Source organism: Nocardioides antri (genome assembly GCF_008373765.1).
In the GTDB taxonomy this organism is placed as follows: domain Bacteria; phylum Actinomycetota; class Actinomycetes; order Propionibacteriales; family Nocardioidaceae; genus Nocardioides; species Nocardioides antri.
Genome location: NZ_VUJW01000007.1, coordinates 26373 through 44963 on the forward strand (window position 1 = coordinate 26373; position 18591 = coordinate 44963).

18 protein-coding genes and 1 riboswitch are annotated in these 18591 nt (G+C 72.2%); of the genes, 11 read left to right on the forward strand and 7 right to left on the reverse strand.

The window, feature by feature from the left end; all coding sequences use genetic code 11:
• Positions 1-45: 45 nt before the first annotated feature.
• Positions 46-3219, forward strand: a complete 3174-nt coding sequence (locus F0U47_RS13020) for an AfsR/SARP family transcriptional regulator (RefSeq protein WP_149750916.1) — start codon at positions 46-48, stop codon at positions 3217-3219.
• An 18-nt stretch (positions 3220-3237) separates the two neighbouring features.
• Here the strand turns inward: F0U47_RS13020 and F0U47_RS13025 are convergent, their stop codons facing one another.
• On the reverse strand, positions 3238-3417 hold the full coding sequence (locus F0U47_RS13025) for a hypothetical protein (protein ID WP_149750917.1): 180 nt from the start codon (positions 3415-3417) through the stop codon (positions 3238-3240).
• A gap of 223 nt (positions 3418-3640) precedes the next feature.
• Here F0U47_RS13025 and F0U47_RS13030 point away from each other — a divergent pair, with 223 nt between their 5' ends.
• Entirely contained in the window at positions 3641-4171 is a 531-nt protein-coding gene (locus F0U47_RS13030; RefSeq protein WP_149750918.1) for a hypothetical protein, read from the forward strand.
• A gap of 6 nt (positions 4172-4177) precedes the next feature.
• Here the strand turns inward: F0U47_RS13030 and F0U47_RS13035 are convergent, their stop codons facing one another.
• Positions 4178-4435, reverse strand: coding sequence for a superinfection immunity protein (locus tag F0U47_RS13035; protein WP_149750919.1), 258 nt, complete (start codon positions 4433-4435; stop codon positions 4178-4180).
• Positions 4436-4557: 122 nt separating this feature from the next.
• Between F0U47_RS13035 and F0U47_RS13040 the strand changes: the two genes are divergently transcribed.
• The gene (locus F0U47_RS13040; protein ID WP_149750920.1) at positions 4558-4926 is read left to right on the forward strand and encodes a hypothetical protein; all 369 of its coding nucleotides are present in this window, start codon (positions 4558-4560) and stop codon (positions 4924-4926) included.
• A gap of 4 nt (positions 4927-4930) precedes the next feature.
• Entirely contained in the window at positions 4931-5836 is a 906-nt protein-coding gene (locus F0U47_RS13045; RefSeq protein WP_149750921.1) for a serine/threonine-protein kinase, read from the forward strand.
• A gap of 237 nt (positions 5837-6073) precedes the next feature.
• On the opposite strand, the gene F0U47_RS13050 is transcribed toward F0U47_RS13045, so the two are convergent.
• The 3 genes from F0U47_RS13050 to F0U47_RS13060 are packed head-to-tail and all read right to left on the reverse strand — an operon-like array spanning position 6074 to position 8734.
• The gene (locus tag F0U47_RS13050) at positions 6074-6745 is read right to left on the reverse strand and encodes a response regulator transcription factor (protein WP_149750922.1); all 672 of its coding nucleotides are present in this window, start codon (positions 6743-6745) and stop codon (positions 6074-6076) included.
• Positions 6730-8148, reverse strand: a complete 1419-nt coding sequence (locus F0U47_RS13055) for a sensor histidine kinase (protein WP_246159608.1) — start codon at positions 8146-8148, stop codon at positions 6730-6732. Before F0U47_RS13055 ends, F0U47_RS13050 begins: the two co-directional genes overlap by 16 nt.
• 46 nt (positions 8149-8194) lie before the next feature.
• Positions 8195-8734 carry a hypothetical protein gene (locus F0U47_RS13060; RefSeq protein WP_149750924.1) on the reverse strand — a complete coding sequence of 180 codons (540 nt, stop codon included), beginning with the start codon at positions 8732-8734 and terminating at the stop codon, positions 8195-8197.
• A 45-nt stretch (positions 8735-8779) separates the two neighbouring features.
• Between F0U47_RS13060 and F0U47_RS13065 the strand changes: the two genes are divergently transcribed.
• A complete protein-coding gene (locus F0U47_RS13065) occupies positions 8780-10429 on the forward strand; it encodes an AMP-binding protein (RefSeq protein ID WP_246159609.1) in 1650 nt (549 codons plus the stop codon).
• Positions 10430-10454: 25 nt separating this feature from the next.
• Here the strand turns inward: F0U47_RS13065 and F0U47_RS21210 are convergent, their stop codons facing one another.
• Positions 10455-10838 (reverse strand): hypothetical protein, encoded by a 384-nt coding sequence (locus F0U47_RS21210; protein ID WP_188111335.1) that lies wholly within the window; start codon positions 10836-10838, stop codon positions 10455-10457.
• Between the two features lie 14 nt (positions 10839-10852).
• Positions 10853-10962: riboswitch (cobalamin riboswitch) on the forward strand.
• Positions 10963-11007: 45 nt separating this feature from the next.
• Here F0U47_RS21210 and cobN point away from each other — a divergent pair.
• The 5 genes from cobN (at position 11008) to F0U47_RS13095 (ending at position 17918) form a co-directional block, all read left to right on the forward strand.
• Complete coding sequence (gene cobN, locus F0U47_RS13075) at positions 11008-14694, forward strand: cobaltochelatase subunit CobN (RefSeq protein WP_149750925.1); 3687 nt, start codon at positions 11008-11010, stop codon at positions 14692-14694.
• Positions 14691-15419 (forward strand): precorrin-6A synthase (deacetylating), encoded by a 729-nt coding sequence (gene cobF, locus F0U47_RS13080; protein WP_149750926.1) that lies wholly within the window; start codon positions 14691-14693, stop codon positions 15417-15419. Before cobN ends, cobF begins: the two co-directional genes overlap by 4 nt.
• Positions 15416-16795 (forward strand): cobyric acid synthase, encoded by a 1380-nt coding sequence (locus F0U47_RS13085; protein ID WP_188111336.1) that lies wholly within the window; start codon positions 15416-15418, stop codon positions 16793-16795. Before cobF ends, F0U47_RS13085 begins: the two co-directional genes overlap by 4 nt.
• Positions 16792-17532: a cobalt-precorrin-6A reductase gene (locus tag F0U47_RS13090; RefSeq protein WP_149750927.1), complete on the forward strand. Its 741-nt coding sequence runs from the start codon at positions 16792-16794 to the stop codon at positions 17530-17532. The genes F0U47_RS13085 and F0U47_RS13090 overlap by 4 nt, the downstream gene beginning before the upstream one ends.
• A gap of 65 nt (positions 17533-17597) precedes the next feature.
• A complete protein-coding gene (locus F0U47_RS13095) occupies positions 17598-17918 on the forward strand; it encodes a hypothetical protein (protein ID WP_149750928.1) in 321 nt (106 codons plus the stop codon).
• 31 nt (positions 17919-17949) lie between these two features.
• Here the strand turns inward: F0U47_RS13095 and F0U47_RS21215 are convergent, their stop codons facing one another.
• Complete coding sequence (locus F0U47_RS21215) at positions 17950-18105, reverse strand: hypothetical protein (RefSeq protein WP_188111337.1); 156 nt, start codon at positions 18103-18105, stop codon at positions 17950-17952.
• Between the two features lie 128 nt (positions 18106-18233).
• Here F0U47_RS21215 and F0U47_RS13100 point away from each other — a divergent pair, with 128 nt between their 5' ends.
• Positions 18234-18590, forward strand: a complete 357-nt coding sequence (locus tag F0U47_RS13100; protein ID WP_149750929.1) for a hypothetical protein — start codon at positions 18234-18236, stop codon at positions 18588-18590.
• Position 18591 lies beyond the last annotated feature (1 nt).

Consider the following 18591-nt stretch of genomic DNA (forward strand, 5'->3'; position numbering starts at 1 on the left):
CGCCTTGGGGGAGGATGGTCCGGACCAAGGACGGAGGGCGGGGGAATGGCCGAGGTGCGGTTCCGGCTGCTCGGGCCGATGCAGGTCCTCGTGGATCAAGCTCCGTCGAAGCTCCCCGGCGCCGCCGAACGTGCCCTCCTGGTGCAGCTGCTGCTCGCGCCGGGTCGCACGATCCCCGCCACCATGCTCGTGGACCGGCTCTGGTCGGAGTCCGCGCTGCCGGTCGACCCGATGAACGCCTTGCAGATCCGGGTGTCGAAGCTGCGCCGCGCGCTGAAGGCGATGGGGATCGAGGACCTGGTGTCCCGCGACGGTGTCGGCTACCGCGCGGACGTCGACCCGTCCCAGGTCGATGCGCTCGACTTCGCGGACAGGATCCGGGCGGCTCGTGCCGACGCTGCTGCTGCGGCGGCGGCGGGCGATGGCTACCACGAGCGCCACCTCCAGGCGTACGACGACGCCTTGGCCCTCTGGCGGGGGGACCCGCTCAGTGACTTCGTCACCGAGCAGTGGGCGACCGCCGAGGCCGCCCGGCTCGCCGAGCTCCGACTCGCCGCACTCACTGAACGTGCGCAGCTGGCGCTGGCCCTCGGCCGGCACCTGGAGGTGGTGGTCGACCTCGAACCGCAGGTCGCCCAGGACCCCACCTTGGAGTCGCTCGCCGGCCTCCTCATGGTCGCGCTCTACCGCAGCGGCCGGCAGGCGGACGCGCTCGCCGTCTACACCCGCACCCGCGAGGAGCTGGACGAGACCCTCGGCCTCGAGCCGTCGGTCTCCCTCCGGTCGCTCCACGAGCGGGTGCTCCGGCAGGACGAGTCGCTGGGCGTCCAGCCCGAGGCGGCGGCGAGCATCCCGGTCTCCCCGGCGCGCAGCACCGCTCACGAGCAGGCGCCCGCACCGACCAACCTCCCGACCGTCGTCCGCCCGCTCATCGGTCGCGACGCCCAGCTCGACACGCTCGCCGGGCTGGTGGGCGAGGTCCGGCTCCTGTCGCTCATCGGCCCCGGCGGAGCCGGGAAGACGTCCCTGGCCCTCGCGACCGTGGTGCGGACGTCGCACAACTATCCCGACGGGGCGTTCGGCGTACGACTCGCGTCCGTGGACAGCGCGGACCAGGTGCCGCTCGCGGTCGCCGACGCCCTCGGCGTCCCGATCGACGGCGCCGCGGCGGACCGGGACGTGCGGCAGCGGCTCGTCTCCTACCTGTCCCGGCGCCGGATGCTGTTGCTCGTCGACAACTGCGAGCACCTCATCGACGCCGCGGCCAGCATGATCGACGACATCCTCGGCCGGTGCCCGGACGTCACGGTGATCTCGACCAGCCGGGAGGCGCTCGCAGTCCCGGGCGAGGTGCAGGTCACCGTCGGTCCCTTGGACACGCCCGGCGACGGCACGCCCCCGGACCGGGTGCTGGAGTTCCCGGCCTCTCAGCTCTTCGCCGAGCGGGCCCGCGCCGCACGGCCGGGGATGGTCTTCTCCGGTGACGACCTCCTCGCCGTCGGTCGGATCAGCCGTGCCCTCGACGGCATCCCGCTGGCTCTCGAGCTCGCGGCAGCCCGGGTGGCCTCGATGTCGCCCGTGGAGATAGCCGACCGGCTCGCGCAGCGGTTCTCGCTGCTGACCTCCGGTGCCCGCACCGCGGAGGCCCGCCAGCAGACGTTGCGGGCGACGGTGGACTGGAGCTACCAGCTGCTCAGCGCGGTCGAGCGGAAGGTGTTCACGAGGCTGTCGGTGTTCCAGGGCGGCTGGACCCTCACGTCTGCGGAGGCAGTCGTCGGGGACCAGACGCTGCCGGCCGGCGAGGTCCTCGACACCATCGGCAGGCTGGTCGAGCGCTCGATGGTCGTGGTGGAGCCCGGGCCCACGACGCGCTACCGGATGCTGGAGACGCTGCGCCAGTACGCCGCCGAGCAGCTGGTTCTCGCCGAGGAGGACGCTGAGCTGGCTGACCGTCACGCCCGCTACTACCGGGGGGTGGCCGAGCAGGCCGAGGTCGACCTTCGCGGGCACGGACAGCGTGAGACGCTCCGGTTGCTCCGTGAGGAGCAACCCAACGTCCGGGCCGCGATCTCATGGCTGTCCCGTCCGGAGGGTGACCTCGACAACCTCGACTCAGCCCTCGTGACGGCCGGTTCGCTGGGGATGTTCTGGCACCTCGGTCGGCACCTCGAGGGCCGCGAGGTGCTCGGACGGCTGGTGGAGGCCGGCACCGGCTCACCCGCCGCGCGGGCCAGGGCACTGCAGGCGGTGTCGATCGTCGAGCGGCCGCGCGGCTGCCTCGTCCACCCGCACCCCCGCTGCGCCGAGACGGCGCAGGAGAGCCTGGCGATCTTCGAGGACGTCGGTGACTCCTGGCATGCGGCCCTGTCGAAGGTCCTCCTCGCGGTGGAGGGCGTCACCGGGGCGCACCCAGAGCGCTCCGCCCTGCTCCTGCGCGAGGCCGAGGAGCAGTTCGCGCGAGACGGCGACCCGTGGGGTCCCGCGGTCATCGGTTTCGTCCGCCTCGAGACCGCGATCAAGGCCGGTGACGTCGACGCCGCCGTGCGGATCGGCCGGGCCACCGCCGCGGCGTTCCGCCAGCTCGAGGACCCCTGGGGACTCTCGGCGACCCTGTACCACCTCGGCTGGGGGCTCCGGCAGTTCGGCCGGTACGAGGAGGGCGCGCGAGCGCTGGAGGAGGCGATCGACGTCGGCGCCTCGGCAGGACTGTGGAACACCGTCCAGTGGGCGCTCGCCGACCTGGCGGTCGAGAAGGTGCACGTCGGCGAGCTCTCCGCAGCGCGAGACCTGCTCGACCGAGCGGCGGCCGCCTCGCAGGAGATCGGCGACGGCGCGGGGGAGGTGCTCGCCGGCTACGGGTACGGGCTGCTCGCGGAGGTGGTCGGCGACTGGGCCGATGCGCGCCGTCGCTACGCCCAGGCGGTGACGCAGTTCCAGCGGCTCGGGACGCCGGTCATGGTGGGCCACGCGCTCGCGGCGCTGGGACGCTGCGACGAGGTCGACGACGAGGTCGACGAGGCGACAGCCCACTTCCAGGAGGCACTCGACCTCGGACGCCAGCTCGGGGAGCCGAGCGTGACCGCTGCGTCCCTGGAGGGTCTGGCACGACTGGTGCGCAGGGCTGATGAGGGCGACGACGAGGCCGACCGGCTGCTGCGCGAGGCGATGGAGATCAGGGAGCGGTTCCACCGTCCCGCGCCGCCACACGAGCGCCGCTAGGAGTGCCCGTCGCGCTGGCTAGCCCGCGTGCGAGAGCGGGACCAGGCGGGAGTGGGTCACGCTCGCGGCGCCGCAACGGCGGCAGTGGCCGGGGTTGGCGTAGTCGAGGATCTGTCCGCACCAGCAGACCGGCGGTGCGTCGTCCCGGTGCGCTCGCCGCTGGGGCGCCCTGTCGATAGTCGTGGGGGTCGAGGTCATCGCTCTCACCGCCTCCGTGGTCCTGGTCGTGGTGCTGGTCTCTTGCGATGTCACGACTCTCGGACAGCGGGCTTGCCCGGAACTGTCCGAGCACTGTCCAGCACCGCCCGGCTCGGACAGCGGCCGGGGAGGAGGGTGCGAGAAGATCCGATCTCCGTCGCGAGCAACCCGGTTGGGGGTCCGTGCGTCCAGGTGTCAGAAAGCCATGACGACAGGAGCAGAGATGAAGCGAGTGTTACTGGCCATCGCGGCCGCGACCCTGGTGCTCGGCGGTACGGCGACGCCGGCCGCGGCGGAGAGCGGGAGCGTGTCCGACCCGAGCGGTGACGCACCGGCCCGGATCGACATCACCAGACTGAAGGTCGACAACGACAAGCGATGGTTCACGATGCGGGTCGACGTCCAGGACCTGCGTCAGAAGGGCATCTTCCACTTCCACTACTGGCGCGGGACCTCCGGCGTGCCCATGCAGTCCCTCATCGTCGTGGTGAAGCGGATCGACGGCGAGACCCGGGCCCGCTTCTTCGCCTGCGGGTTCGAGGACTGCAGGCCCGAGACGTGCCCGCGGCTGCGCGCCCGGTGGCGGTCCGACACCGACTTCGTCCGCATCTCGGCGCCGCAGCGCTGCTACCCGCGCCCGCGGACCCGGCCCGACGCGCCGCCGCCGGCAGCCGGCCAGTTCTTCGTCTACAGCCGGCTGGGCAAGGGCGCCGTGGACGACCACGAGGAGCAGGTCGAGCTCCAGCGGGGCTGACGCCGGTCAGCGGCCGGGCTCGGTCCACACCCGCAGCCCGGCCACCCGGTGCTCGCCGACGGCCATCCCGAGGGCGACGAACCAGCCCACCACGGTCCAGCCGGTGAAGAGGTTGACGGCCCCGATCAGCGGGGCGTTCGACTTGCCACGGGTCGTCGCGATCGCCCACGGCAGGAGATAACCGCAGGTGAAGAAGGTCGCCATCCACGACACCAGGGCCTGGCGGGCACGGTCCTGCTTGTCGGTCACGATCTCCAGGTACATGCGCGCACCCTAGTGGCTCGCGATCGGTGAGAGACCTCTCATCGATGACTCATAGGTGCCTCACCGGTGCTCGGTTTGCTCTTCGTCATCAACCGATGACAACCGAAGGAAGGGCGAACACGATGAAGACCAATCCGCTCCGGATCATGACGCTCGGCATCGCTGGCCTGGTGGCCACGGGCCTGATGGCGTTCCAGCAGAGCGCCTCCGCCGGCACCGACCAGTCCGTCCTCAAGCGGGACGAGGACACCCCGGACGTCGTGCTCGTGAACGACGACGATGACGACGACACCAACGCCCGTGACACCCACTCCGCGAACTCGCGGTCGGGCAACAGCGGCGACGCCTCGCGCACCGGTGCCGGCAGCGGCCGGGACGACAGCCGCAGCGGCCGCCGGGTGAAGGACTGGACCGGCGACAACACCAACACCCGCAAGCGCGACTGGTCGCAGAACCGGACCAACGACCGTTCGCGGCACAACACCCGGTGACGCCGTGACCCCCACCGTCACCGCGCCGGCCGAGAGCTGGCACCTGGGGGAAGGTGACCCGATCACCCCCGAGCTGACCGCGCTGCGGCTGCTCGGGGGTGGCTCGGCGTACGAGGCCTTCCTCGCGTTCGACGAGATCACCTACGGCCCGGTCGTGGTCAAGGTGGTGCGGCCGAACGAGGTCGACGACCCCGAGACCCTGCACGGTCTCGAGCGGGAGGCGAGGGCGCTCGACATCGCCCACCATCCGGTGGTGGTCCGCGGGCTGCGGTACGACGTCGGCGGGCCCCGCCCCCACCTCGTGCTCGAGCACGTCGAGGGTCCGCGCCTGTCCACGCTGGTACGGCGCTACGGCCGGCTGTCGGAGCAGCAGTACCTGCCGCTCGCCGTCGACATCGCCTCCGCGCTGCACTATTTCCGGTACGCCGACGTCTGCCACCTCGACATCAAGCCGAGCAACCTGATCATGGGCTCGCCCGCGCGGCTGATCGACCTCTCGGTCGCCCGGTCGTCGGCGAGCGCCGCCGAGATCACGGGCTTGATCGGCACCGACGCCTATCTGGCGCCCGAGCAGGCCGCGCCGGGTGCGGGCGGGGACGTCCCGGGCTTCGCGAGCGACGTCTGGGGCCTCGGCGCGACCCTGTTCCACGCGATCGCGGGGGAGCGGCCGTTCCGCTCGGGCGACCCGGACGCCACCACACCGCCCGAGCGGCATCCCCAGGTCGTGGAGCCCCCCGGCCCCCTGCCGGCAGGTGTTGCGCCGGAGGTCGTCGAGGTCGTCCACGCCGCCCTCGCGCCCCGGCCCGCCGACCGGCCGCTCCCGCACGAGATCGCCGAGGCGCTCGCGCCCGTGCTCGCGCGCCAGCCGAAGGCGAAGCTCACGTTCAAGGTGAACGCCCGGCCGGTGTGACATGGAGAACTGCGCATCTGCACCCGAGTCCGGACCGGGCGAGCCCCTCCGGGCCGGGCAGCGGTGCAGATGCGCGGTTGTCCACCGCGTCATCAGGCGCGACCGGGGAAGTGCGGCCGCCAGTCGGGCGACGCGCGCCACGGCGTGCCCGGCATGCGGCGCTCGAGCAGCCGGCGGTGGATCTTCGCAACCGCCGGGCCGGGCGTTCGGCAGGTCCCCCTGCTGGTGCGATCCGCCTCAGCCGTTGAAGCGGTAGCCCATGCCCCGGACGGTCGTGATCGTGTCGGCGCCGAACTTCTTGCGCAGGTAGCCGACATAGACGTCGACCACGTTGGAGCCGGGGTCGAAGTCGAACCCCCACACATGGTCGAGCAGCTGCTCACGGGAGAGCACCTGCCCGTGGTTGATCATGAAGACCTCGGCCAGTGCGAACTCCCTCGCCGACAGGTCGACCTCGTCGCCACCGACCGTGGCTCTCCGGGTGCGCAGGTCGAGCCGCACCCCACCGACCTCGACGGCGGACAGGGAGCCTTCGGCGTCGGTGGCGTGGACCTGCCGCAACCGCAGCCGGACCCTGGCGAGCAGCTCGGCGAACCGGAACGGCTTGGGCATGTAGTCGTCGGCGCCGCCCTCCAGCGCGGTCACCGTGTCGGTCACCGAGTCGCGCGCCGTCAGCACGATCACCGGCATCCGCGATCCCTGGGATCGGAGCTGGTCGAGGACGTCGAAACCGTCGAGATTCGGCAAGCCGATGTCGAGCACCATCAGGTCGAACTCGCCGCTCAGCGCATGGTCGAGCCCCTCGCGACCATCGGCGCAGACCGTGGTCTGGAAGCCGTCGGCCCGCAGGCCCTTGGAGACGAACGAGGCGATCTTGACCTCGTCCTCGACGATCAGGATGCGGGCCACGACTGGGTCTCCTCGGGTCGGTTCTGGCGGAGCGGGAGGCTGAGCACGAACCGCGCCCCGCCGCACGGCGCGTCCTCGACGTGCGCCGTTCCGCCGTGACCGGCCGCGATCGCACGCACGATGGACAAGCCCAGGCCGAAGCCCTCGTCGTTCTCGCGGACCGCCCCCCGTCCGAAGCGTTCGAAGATCAGCTCGCGGTCACCCGGCGGCACGCCGGGTCCGGAGTCTCTGACCCAGATCGTCACGTGCCCGGCCGAGAGAGCGGCGCCGATGGCGATCTCGTCGCCGTCCCGGGTGTGCTTGACCGCGTTGTCAGCGAGCTGCAACACGGCCTGGGTGATCCGCTGCCGGTCCATGTCGACCCGGACGGCGGGAGCACCGTCGTGCCGCCAGTCCCTGTCGCCGAGCCCGCGGGCCTTCGCGACCAGGTCCTCGGTGAGCTCGTCGAGGTCGACCCGCTCGATCCGCAGGAAGTCCGGGCGGTCGCTCTTCGCCAGGAGGATGAGGTCGCGGGTGAGCCGGGTCATCCGGTCCACCTCGTCCAACAGCAGCTTGCGGGTCGACTCGACCTCGTCCGGGCTCGCAGGGTCGAGCAGCTCGAGGTGGCCGCTCAGCACGGTCAACGGCGTGCGCAGCTCGTGGCCGGCATCGTCGAGGAACCTCTTCTGGGAGCTGAACGCCGACTCCAACCGCTCCAACATGCCGTTGACCGTACGGGTGAGAGCGGTGATGTCGTCGTGGCCCTTGACCGGCAGGCGCTTCGAGAGGTCGGTGGCGCCGATCCGCTCGGCGGTGGCGCGCAGGGTCCGCAGCGGTGACAGCAGCCGCCCCGACTGCCACCAGCCGATGACCAGGACGAGCAGCAACGACAGGAACGCGACGATCGCGTAGGTGACCATCGTCTCGTGGAGCAGTGCGTCCCGCTCCGAGAGCTCCTGGACCACGACCAGGGCGCCGACCCGGTCGTCGCCCTCGAACTGCACCGACTGCACGGCGATGAGGACCTCGCCGTCGCTCGGGCTCCGCCACAAGCGGTTTCCGTTCTCAGGGGTCAGCTCCTCGACGATCCTGTCGAAGTCGGGATCACCCAGGTAGCGGTCGTCGCCGGGGTCCTGTCCCGGGAGGGCCTCACCGTCGTACCACGCGAGGAACGCCTCGGACGGACTGGGGACGTTGCGCTCCAGGAAGATCTGCAGCAGGGGGACGACACCTTCGAACTGCTCACCCGTGCGCGGGTCGACGCCGTTCTCCTGGAACCGGATGAACTCCTCGATCTCCTGGTTGACCTCGTTCATCGCCTGCTCGCGGTTGCGGTCGTACTCGATCACGTACACGATCGCGCCGGAGCCGGTGAGGGCGAGGGCCACGAGCAACGCCATGGCCAGCGTGATCCGGGTGCGCACGGAAACGCCCGGCCGCTGCGGCCGGGCTGCGGTGCGAGGTCGGGCGTCAGTCGTCGTCTTCCCCACTGTCCTCGTCGTCCGTGTCGCCGGTGTCGTCACCGCCAGCGCCGGTGTTGGTGTCATCATCCCGCTCGTCGGAGTCGTCCGCATCCCCACCACCTCGGGGTGGGCGGCGGTTGCCGTCGTCCGTGTCGTCGTCGGGCTGCGGTGGCGCCGCGTCACGGGTGTCGTCGTCATGGTCGGGCGGCGCGCCGTCGTCAGTCCCGTCTGCACGGCCGGCGTCCGTCTCATCGTCTCCGTCTTCCGTCCCGTCGTCCCCGTCGTCCGTGCCGTCGTCCCCGTCGTCCGTCTCGTCATCGTCGACCTCGCCCACGTCATCGGCGTCGTCGGACCCCGGCTTCCGGCCGGGGTCCCGCTCGCCACCGGGGTCGGGGGGCACCGGGTCGGTCGGAGTCGAGTCGTCCTGGATGATGATCCGCTCGCGCGTCGGCGACGTGTCGGAGGCCGCTACGAGCGACCCGGCGACGAAGCCGGCGAGCGGCAGGGCAACGCCGAGCGCGATCAGGATCTTCAGGACCGTGCTCATGGCGGCGATGCTCCCCGGCCTCCGTGGCACAGCGGTGAGAGGCACGTGAGAGGACTCTTACCCAGCGGCGTCCGGCAACCTCCGGGCAACGTCGCCCGGCCTAGAGTGGCCGACGTCACCACCTCACCGCAGCCGGAGGGACCGATGTTCGTACCGTTCAGCGTCCGTGACTTTCTCGACCGTGCCGTCACCGTGTACGGCGACCGGGTCGGTGTCGTCGACGAGCCGATGCAGCCGGCGCCGAGCCTGGGGGAGCTCACCTATGCCCAGGTCGGGGACCTCGCGCGGCGGCAGGCGGCTCGACTCGACCAGCTCGGCATCGCGCCGGGGGAGCGGGTCGCCATCGTCAGCCACAACAGCAGCCGGCTGCTGACCTCGTTCTTCGGGGTCTCGGGCTGGGGCCGGATCCTGGTGCCGGTGAACTTCCGGCTGCGGCCGGACGAGGTGCAGTACATCGTCGAGCAGTCCGGCTCGCGGGTCCTCTACGTCGACCCGGAGCTGGAGGAGTCGCTGAAGGGCGTCGACTGCGAGCACAAGTTCGTGCTCGGCACGGACAACGACCTCTACGCGGAGCCGGGCGTCGAGCCGGCGCCGTGGGAGCACGACGAGAGCGCGACCGCGACGATCAACTACACCTCCGGCACGACCGCGCGGCCGAAGGGCGTCCAGATCACGCACCGCAACATCTGGACCAACGCGATCACGTTCGGGCTGCACGCGGGCATCAGCGACCGTGACGTCTACATGCACACGCTGCCGATGTTCCACGCCAACGGCTGGGGCATGCCGTTCGCGATGACCGGCGTCGGCGCGCGGCACATCGTGCTGCGGAAGGTCGACGGCGCCGAGATCCTGCGCCGGGTCCGCGACCACGGCGTGACCGTCATGTGCGCCGCGCCGGCGGTCGCCGCAGCGGTGCTCGACGCCCTGCCCGACTGGGAGGGCGAGGTACCCGGCCGGGACCGGGTCCGGATCATCATGGCCGGCGCCCCGCCGCCGACGAAGACGGTCGCCCGGGTGGAGCAGGAGCTCGGGTGGGAGTTCATCCAGATCTACGGGCTCACCGAGACCTCGCCGCTGCTGACGATCAACCGCCGCCGCGCCGAGTGGGACGACCTGTCGCCGGAGGAGCGCGCGCAGAAGCTGACCCGCGCCGGCGCGCCCGCGATCGGCGTCACCCTCAGGATCGACGAGTCCGAGGAGGGCTCCGGCGAGGTGCTCGCCCGTTCCAACGTGGTGCTCGAGGGCTACTGGGAGAAGCCGGAGGAGACGGCGGCGGCGCTCGAGGACGGCTGGTTCCACACCGGTGACGGCGGGATCATCGGCGACGACGGCTACCTCACCATCGCCGACCGGAAGAAGGACGTCATCATCACTGGCGGCGAGAACGTGTCGTCGATCGAGGTCGAGGACACGCTCTTCTCCCACCCTGCGGTCGCCGAGGTCGCCGTCATCGGCGTGCCGAGCGACAAGTGGGGCGAGACGATCAAGGCGCTCGTCGTCCTCGCTCCCGGGCACGAGGCCGAGGGCATGGAGACGGAGCTGATCCAGTGGTGCAAGGAGCGGCTGGCGGGCTACAAGGCGCCGACGTCGGTGGAGTTCCGCACCGAGCTCGCCCGCACCGCGACCGGGAAGCTGCAGAAGTTCAAGCTGCGCGCGCCGTACTGGGAAGGCCGCGACCGGCAGGTCAACTGAGCTTGCCCGAGCGCCGACGGCGGCTTCAGTTGTGCTCCACCGGCCAGCCGGCGGCCCGGAAAGCCGCCGCGACCTGGTCGGTCCACGCGACGGAGGCCTCGTCGCGGCCGGCGACGAGGGTGACCCGGGTGGGCACCTCCGGCGGCGTGGGTACGGCGAGCGGCTGGCCGCTCACCGGGTCGATCTCGCCGTGGGCGTCCAGGCAGGCCACGTGCGCGATCTCGAGGCCGAGGCGGCGCTGGTGGATCGCCAGGCTCAGGACGGCGACGCCGGAGCTGCCGTGACCCTCGAGGTCGAGGGGGCCGGCGGACGCCACCCGGGCGTCGCCGACCGCGGTCAGCAGCTGCTCGCGGGTCAGCCCGTCGACCAGCACGAGCGGCCGAGGGATGGGCTGCGTTTCGGACGACACGGCCCTAACCGTAGGGTCTGCAGCACAGGTCCCGTGGAGCAGGAACCCGGTGTGAGTCCGGGGCGGTTCCGCCACTGTGATCCCGCTGCGCCGCTCGGTGCAGGGGGACAGCCAGACACTGGCCACGGGGCAGCCGACCGATGAGGGGCGCGAACCCCGAGGAGGACCCATGCGCATCGCGCTGCTGTCCACGTCCGACACCGACCTGCTGTCCGCGCGGGCGAGTGGAGCCGACTACGTCCTCGCCAACCCGGCGCGGTGCGAGGTCGCCGACCTGGCGACGCTGGCCGGCTCTGCAGACCTCACCGTGGTGCGGCTGCTCGGCTCGCCGCAGGAGTACGACGCCGAGCTGGCCGCCGTGAAGCGCGCCGGTCGTCCGGTGGTGGTCCTCGGGGGCGAGCAGACGCCGGACGCGGCGCTGATGGCGGTCTCGACGGTCCCGGTCGGGATCGCGGCGGACGCGCACCGGTATCTGGTTGAGGGCGGGCCGGGGAACCTTGGCCAGCTGCACGCGTTCCTCTCGGACACGGTGCTGCTCACCGGCGAGGGGTTCGAGCCGCCGGAGGTGGTTCCGGCGTGGGGGTTCCTGGAGCGCGCTCCGCTGGTCGGGGCCCCTGAGCCTGTCGAAGGGGTCGAGACCGAGCTGCATCTCGACAAGCTCGATGAGCGAGCGCGGGTGGGAATCCTCTACTACCGCGCGCACCAGATGAGCGGGAACACCGCCTTCGTGCACGCCCTGGCGGACGCCGTGGACGCCACGGGCGAGGCGGTCGCCGTACCGATCTTCGCCGGGTCGCTGCGCGCCGCGCCGGACGACCTGTTCGAGGCCCTCGGTTCGCTGGACGCGCTGGTCGTGACCGTGCTCGCGGCCGGCGGCACGGTGCCGGCCGACGTGAGCGCCGGCGGCGACGACGAGACCTGGGACGTGGAGCGGATCGCCGCGCTCGACATCCCGGTTCTGCAGGGGCTCTGCCTCACCAGCAGCCGCGCCGAGTGGGAGGCGTCCGACGACGGCGTCAGCCCGCTCGACTCGGCCAGCCAGGTCGCGATCCCCGAGTTCGACGGCCGGATCATCACCGTGCCGTTCTCGTTCAAGGAGACCGACCCCGAGGACCCGGAGGCGCTGCCGCGCTACGTCGCCGACCCCGAGCGCTGCGGCCGGATCGCCGGGATCGCGGTCAACCACGCGCGGCTGCGCCGTACGCCCCCGGCCGAGCGGCGGCTCGCGCTGATGCTGTCGGCGTACCCCACCAAGCACGCCCGGATCGGCAACGCCGTCGGCCTCGACACCCCGGTCTCGGCGGTCCGGATGCTGCGGCGGCTGCGCGACGCGGGCTACGACCTCGGGGTTTCGACAGGCTCAACCAGCGGAGCCTCGATCCTCGACATCATCGACATGGAGGACGACACCGCCGCGGGGGACGCGCTGATCCATGCCCTCATCGCGGCGGGCGGCCAGGACGAGGAGTGGCTGACCAACGCCCGGCTCACCGAGGCGCACGTCCGGGTCAGCGCGGACCAGTACCGCGCGTGGACCGAGGACCTGCCGGAGGACCTCCGCTCGAGCATGGTCGACGCGTGGGGTGAAGCGCCGGGGAAGCTGTTCGTCAACGAACAGCAGGAGATGGTGCTCGCCACCCTGCGGGCGGGCAACGTGGTCCTGATGATCCAGCCGCCGCGGGGCTTCGGCGAGAACCCGGTCGCGATCTACCACGACCCCGAGCTGCCGCCGAGCCACCACTACCTGGCGGCGTACCGCTGGGTCGAGAAGGGCTTCCAGGCGCACGCGGTCGTCCACCTCGGCAAGCACGGCTCGATGGAGTGGCTGCCGGGCAAGAACGCCGCACTGTCGGCGTCCTGCGCCACCGACGCCGCGATCGGGAACCTGCCGCTGATCTACCCCTTCCTCGTCAACGACCCCGGCGAGGGCGCCCAGGCCAAGCGTCGCGCGCACGCGACGATCGTCGACCACCTGGTGCCCCCGATGGCGCGCGCGGAGTCGTACGGCGACATCGCCCGTCTCGAGCAGCTGCTGGACGAGTACGGCAACATCGCGACGATGGACCCGGCCAAGCTGCCGGCCATCCGGGGCGAGATCTGGCAGCTGATGAAGACGGCGGAGATGCACCGGGACCTCGGGCTCGCTGATGATGCTGCGCGGCCGGACGATGAAGTCTTCGACGACTTCCTGCTCCACGTCGACGGCTGGCTCTGCGAGATCAAGGACGCGCAGATCCGGGACGGCCTCCACGTGCTCGGGGGCGCGCCGACCGGCGAGGCGAGGGTCAACCTGGTGCTCGCGATCCTGCGGGCGGCCCAGGTGTGGGGTGGTCAGGCGCAGGCGGTGCCGGGGCTGCGTGCGGCGCTCGGGCTCAAGGAGGGGACCTCGACAGGCTCGATCACCGGAAGGGCCGACGTCGACGCGATCGAGGCCCAGGCGCGGGCGCTGGTCGAGGCGATGGAGGACGCGGGTTGGGACCCGGCGGTCGTGACGGCACTGCACGACGACCCCGAGGTGCAGCGGGTCCTGGCGTTCGCCGCCACCGAGGTCGTGCCGCGGCTGGACCGGACGACCGACGAGCTCGACGCCGTGCTCCACGCCCTCGACGGGGGCTTCGTGCCCCCCGGGCCGTCCGGCTCGCCGCTGCGCGGCCTGGTCAACGTGCTGCCGACCGGCCGCAACTTCTACACCGTCGACCCGCGCGCGGTCCCGTCGCGACTCGCGTGGCAGACCGGGCAGGCGATGGCCGACTCGCTGCTGCAGCGGTACCTCGACGATGAGGGCTCCTACCCGGAGTCGGTGGGCCTGTCGGTGTGGGGCACGAGCGCGATGCGCACCTCGGGCGACGACATCGCCGAGGTCTTCGCGCTGCTCGGCGTACGGCCCGAGTGGGACGAGGCGTCGCGCCGGGTGCGGGACCTGGTCGTCGTGCCCCTGGAGGAGCTGGGCCGTCCCCGCATCGACGTGACGGTGCGGATCTCCGGGTTCTTCCGGGACGCGTTCCCGCACGTGGTCGGGCTGCTGGACGACGCCGTGCAGCTGGTCGCGGGCCTGGACGAGCCCGCCGACCAGAACTTCGTGCGCGCCCACGCGCAGGCGGACCTGGCGGCCCACGGCGACCAGCGGCGCGCGACGACGAGGATCTTCGGCTCCAAGCCCGGTGCGTACGGCGCGGGGCTGCTGCAGGCTGTCGAGGCGGGCTCGTGGCGCGACGACAAGGACCTCGCCGAGGTCTACACCGCGTGGGGCGGGTTCGCCTACGGGCGCGGGCTCGACGGCGTGCCCGCCGCCGACGACATGCGCACGAACTACCGCCGGATCAAGGTCGCCGCCAAGAACGTCGACAGCCGCGAGCACGACATCGCGGACAGCGACGACTACTTCCAGTACCACGGCGGCATGGTCGCCACGGTGCGGGCGCTGTCCGGTGCGGATCCGAAGGCGTACGTCGGCGACTCGACCTCGCCGGACGCAGTCCGCACGCGGACCCTGCAGGAGGAGACCAACCGCGTGTTCCGGGCCCGGGTGGTGAACCCGCGGTGGATCGGCGCGATGCAGCGGCACGGCTACAAGGGCGCGTTCGAGCAGGCGGCGACGGTGGACTACCTGTTCGGTTTCGACGCCACTGCGGGCGTGGTGCACGACTGGATGTACGAGGCGCTGGCGAAGGAGTACGTCCTCGACGAGACCAACCAGGAGTTCCTGCGCCGGTCGAACCCGTGGGCGCTCCGCGGGATGGTCGAGCGGCTGCACGAGGCCGCGTCCCGCGGCCTGTGGGAGGAGCCCGACGCCGAGGTGCTGGCCGCCCTGCAGGCGGTCTACCTGGAGGTCGAGGGCGACCTGGAGGACCGATGACCGCGCGGCTGCACGTGCTCGGGATGGGCATGGGACCGCAGCACGTGACTCCGGAGGTCGCGAACGCGCTGCGCTCCTGCGACTACGTGCTCGCCCTGGCGAAGCGACCGGACGACGAGCTGGTCGCGGTCCGGCAGGAGGTGTGCGCGGCCCACGGCGTCCCGCTCGTCGTGCTGGACGACCCGGAGCGTGACCGGTCGCCGGGCCTGGACCGCGCAGCCTACGAAGGGGCAGTCGCGGACTGGTACGCCGCCCGGCTGGCCGTCTACCGCCAGGCGATCGAGGAGCGGGGCGGTGTGGCCGGGATGCTGGTGTGGGGCGACCCCTCGCTCTACGACGGCACGCTTCGGGTGGTCACCGACCTGGGCCTGCCCTACCAGGTGTGGCCGGGGATCAGCGCCCCGCAGGTGCTCGCGGCGCGGCACCGGATCGTGCTGCACGAGGTCGGGCGGCCGGTGCACGTGACTCCCGCCCGCCGGCTGCGCGAGGCGGTCGCCGCCGGGCAGGAGAACCTCGTCGTCATGCTGACCGCGGGCGTCGACCTCGACGGGCTCGACGACTGGACGATCTGGTGGGGCGCCAACCTCGGCGGCGTCGGTGAGCGGCTGGTGGGCGGGCGGGTCGGGGACGTGGCCGACGACATCGCCGCCGCGCGTGCGGCGGCGAAGGCCGAGGCCGGCTGGGTGATGGACCTCTTCCTGCTGCGACGGGGCGGGCAGGCGTGAGTGCGCTGCTCGTCGCCGGCATGACGTCCGACGCCGGCAAGAGCGTGGTGGTGACCGGCCTCTGCCGGGCGCTGGCGAGGCGCGGGATCGGGGTGGCGCCGTACAAGGCGCAGAACATGTCGAACAACTCGATGGTGGTCGTGGACGCCGACGGCGTCGCGGGCGAGATCGGCCGTGCGCAGTGGGTGCAGGCGCTCGCGGCCGGGGTCGAGCCGGAGGTGGCGATGAACCCCGTCCTGCTCAAGCCGGGCAGCGACCGCCGCAGCCACGTGGTGCGGATGGGGCGGCCCGACGGGGAGATCTCGGCGCGGGACTTCACGTCGGGGCGGGAGCGGCTGGCGACGTCGGCGTTCGCGGCGTTCGACGACCTGCGGTCGCGCTTCGAACTGGTGGTGGCGGAGGGCGCGGGCAGCCCGGCGGAGATCAACCTGCGGGCGTCGGACTACGTCAACATGGGGCTCGCCCGGCACGGCGACGTGCCGACGGTCGTGGTCGGCGACATCGACCGCGGCGGGTGGTTCGCGTCGGCGTACGGCACGCTGATGCTGCTCGACGAGGCGGACCGGGCGCTGGTCAAGGGCTTCGTGGTCAACAAGTTCCGCGGTGACCTGGACCTGTTGCGGCCGGGCCTGGCGGACCTGGAGCAGCGGACGGACCGGCCGACGTACGGCGTCCTCCCGTGGCACCCCGATCTCTGGCTCGACTCCGAGGACGCGCTCGACCTGGAAGGGCGGCGGTCGGCGGAGGGCGCGCGGACGGTGGCCGTGGTGCGGCTGCCGCGGATCAGCAACTTCACCGACGTCGACGCGCTCGGCCTCGAGCCGGGGCTGGACGTCGTGTTCGCGTCCGACCCGGCGCGGCTGGCCGAGGCCGACCTGGTGGTCCTGCCGGGGACGCGCTCGACGGTCGCCGACCTGGCCTGGCTGCGGTCACGCGGGCTGGACCGGGCGATCGTCGCGCACGCCCGGGCGGGCCGGCCGGTGCTGGGCATCTGCGGCGGCTGCCAGATGCTGGGCCGGTCGATCGCCGACCCTGCAGGGGTCGAGGGTCCGGCCGGGTCGGTGGTCGAGGGGCTCGGGCTGCTCGACCTGACCACGTCGTTCGCTGCCGAGAAGACCCTGCGGCTGCGCGAGCCGGCCGGCTACGAGATCCATCACGGCCGGGTGACGGGGGAGACCCGCGCCGGGTCGGTGACGGGGACGATGGTGCACGGCTCGCTCGAGGACGACGGTGTCCGGTCGGCGTACCTCCTCGAGGCGCTGGGCGTGCAGTCCACCGCGTCGTTCCCGAAGGCCCGTGAGCGGCGGTTGGACGTGCTCGGCGACCTGGTCGAGGAGCACCTCGACGTCGACGCGCTGCTGGGGCTCACGCGGTGACGGTCCTCGTCCTCGGCGGCACGTCGGAGGCCCGGGAGCTCGCCGCGCTGCTGGTGGACGCGGGGGTGCGGGTGGTCACCTCGTTGGCCGGCCGGGTCGCGGAGCCGCGGCTCCCCGTCGGCGACGTGCGGATCGGTGGGTTCGGCGGAGTCGCCGGGCTCCGCGCGGCGCTGGGGGACTACGACGTCGTCGTCGATGCCACCCATCCCTTCGCGACGGGGATGACGGCGAACGCCGCCGCCGCCTGCCCGGCCGAGGGCGTACCGCTGCTCCGGCTCGAGCGGCCCGGCTGGGCCGATCGCTCGCAGCCCTCGTGGACGTGGGTGGACTCGCACGAGCAGGCGGCTGCGACCGCGGCTGGCCTGGGGCAGCGGCCGTTCCTCACCGTCGGCCGCCAGGAGCTCGGCCGGTTCGTGCCGGCGCTCGGCGAGCTGGCGGCGTTGGCGCGGGTCGTCGACGTGCCCCCCGTCGCGCTCCCCGCGACCTGGACCCTGCTGACGTCCCGCGGTCCCTACGCCCTCGACGGGGAACGGGCGCTCATGCGCGACCACGGCACCGACGTGCTGGTCACCAAGGACTCCGGCGGTTCCTACACCTGGCCGAAGATGGAGGCCGCCGCCGAGCTCGGCGTCCCGGTCGTCGTCGTACGACGCGCGCCGGGCCCGGAGGGGGTGGAGACCGTCACCGAGGTCGCCGCCGCTGCCGCATGGTGCGTGGCCACGCTGACCCGCCGCTGAGGCCAGGGAAGAAATGGTCGTCGCGTGACGCTGTACGACCTACAGTTGGGGGAGGAGGCACTCCGATGAGCGTCATGCACATCTCGACCGCGACCCGGTCCTACGTGCGCTCGGTGGAGCGGGTGGCGGCGAAGTCGTCGAACGCCCGAGAGACCGAGCGACTCCTCACCGCGGCGGTGAGCATGCGGATCGCGCTCGAGATGCTTCCCGAGGGCTCGCCGCACCAGCTGTTCGAGCTGCGCCGTCGCGCCGCGGCCATCGCCGCGATCCCGCCGGTCGGGTCGTCCGCCCACACCGCGCTCCTGGCGGCTCACGCCGTCTACGCCGAGCGGGCCGCCGAGTGGGCGCTCGCGCACGGCCTCGGCACGAGGCCGGCGCCGGTCTGAACCGGGTCGAGCCACGGTCCGTCGGTCGCGGTCAGGCGGCGGCGAGGACGGTTCCCGGCAGCGCGTTCACCGGGCAGGCGCAGGTGTCGCTGCACGGCAGGTAGGTGTGCACGGCGTGCCCGCATCCGTGGCACGGCAGGTCGTGGGACAGGTGCTGGGTGCTGGTGCTCTCGTCGGTGATCCACATGGTCTTGCCTCCTGTTCGTGCGGCGGGTGGTGCCTCACCCTGTCGACGAACCAGGTGGGCCGATTTCGACACCCTCCTGAGAAAAGTCCTGACCGATCTCCTGACTCCGCCGGGCTACGGTGTCGGGCATGGCGCGCTACGAGGTCAACGACGCGGCGGTAGCGAAGGCGCGGAGCATGATCGCCGGCCGGCAGTACGTCCTCGACAGCGACTGGGGTGACGTGCAGCCGGGTGCGGAGGAGGGCAACGCCTTCCTCGAGCGCCACTCGTGGGCCGACTACGCCGCCTGGCACCTCGGGCTGACGGTCGGCGCCAACGACGGGACGAAGGCGCGCTACGCCTTCGTGTACGGCGACTTCCGGCGGGTCCACCGCAGCGGTCTCATCGCGTGCGTCTACCGCGCCGCGGAGTGGCGTCACAAACAGGTGGAGCTCGCGGCCCACGACCTCTTGCAGACGCTTGACCGGGCGGCCGGGATCGAGTGAG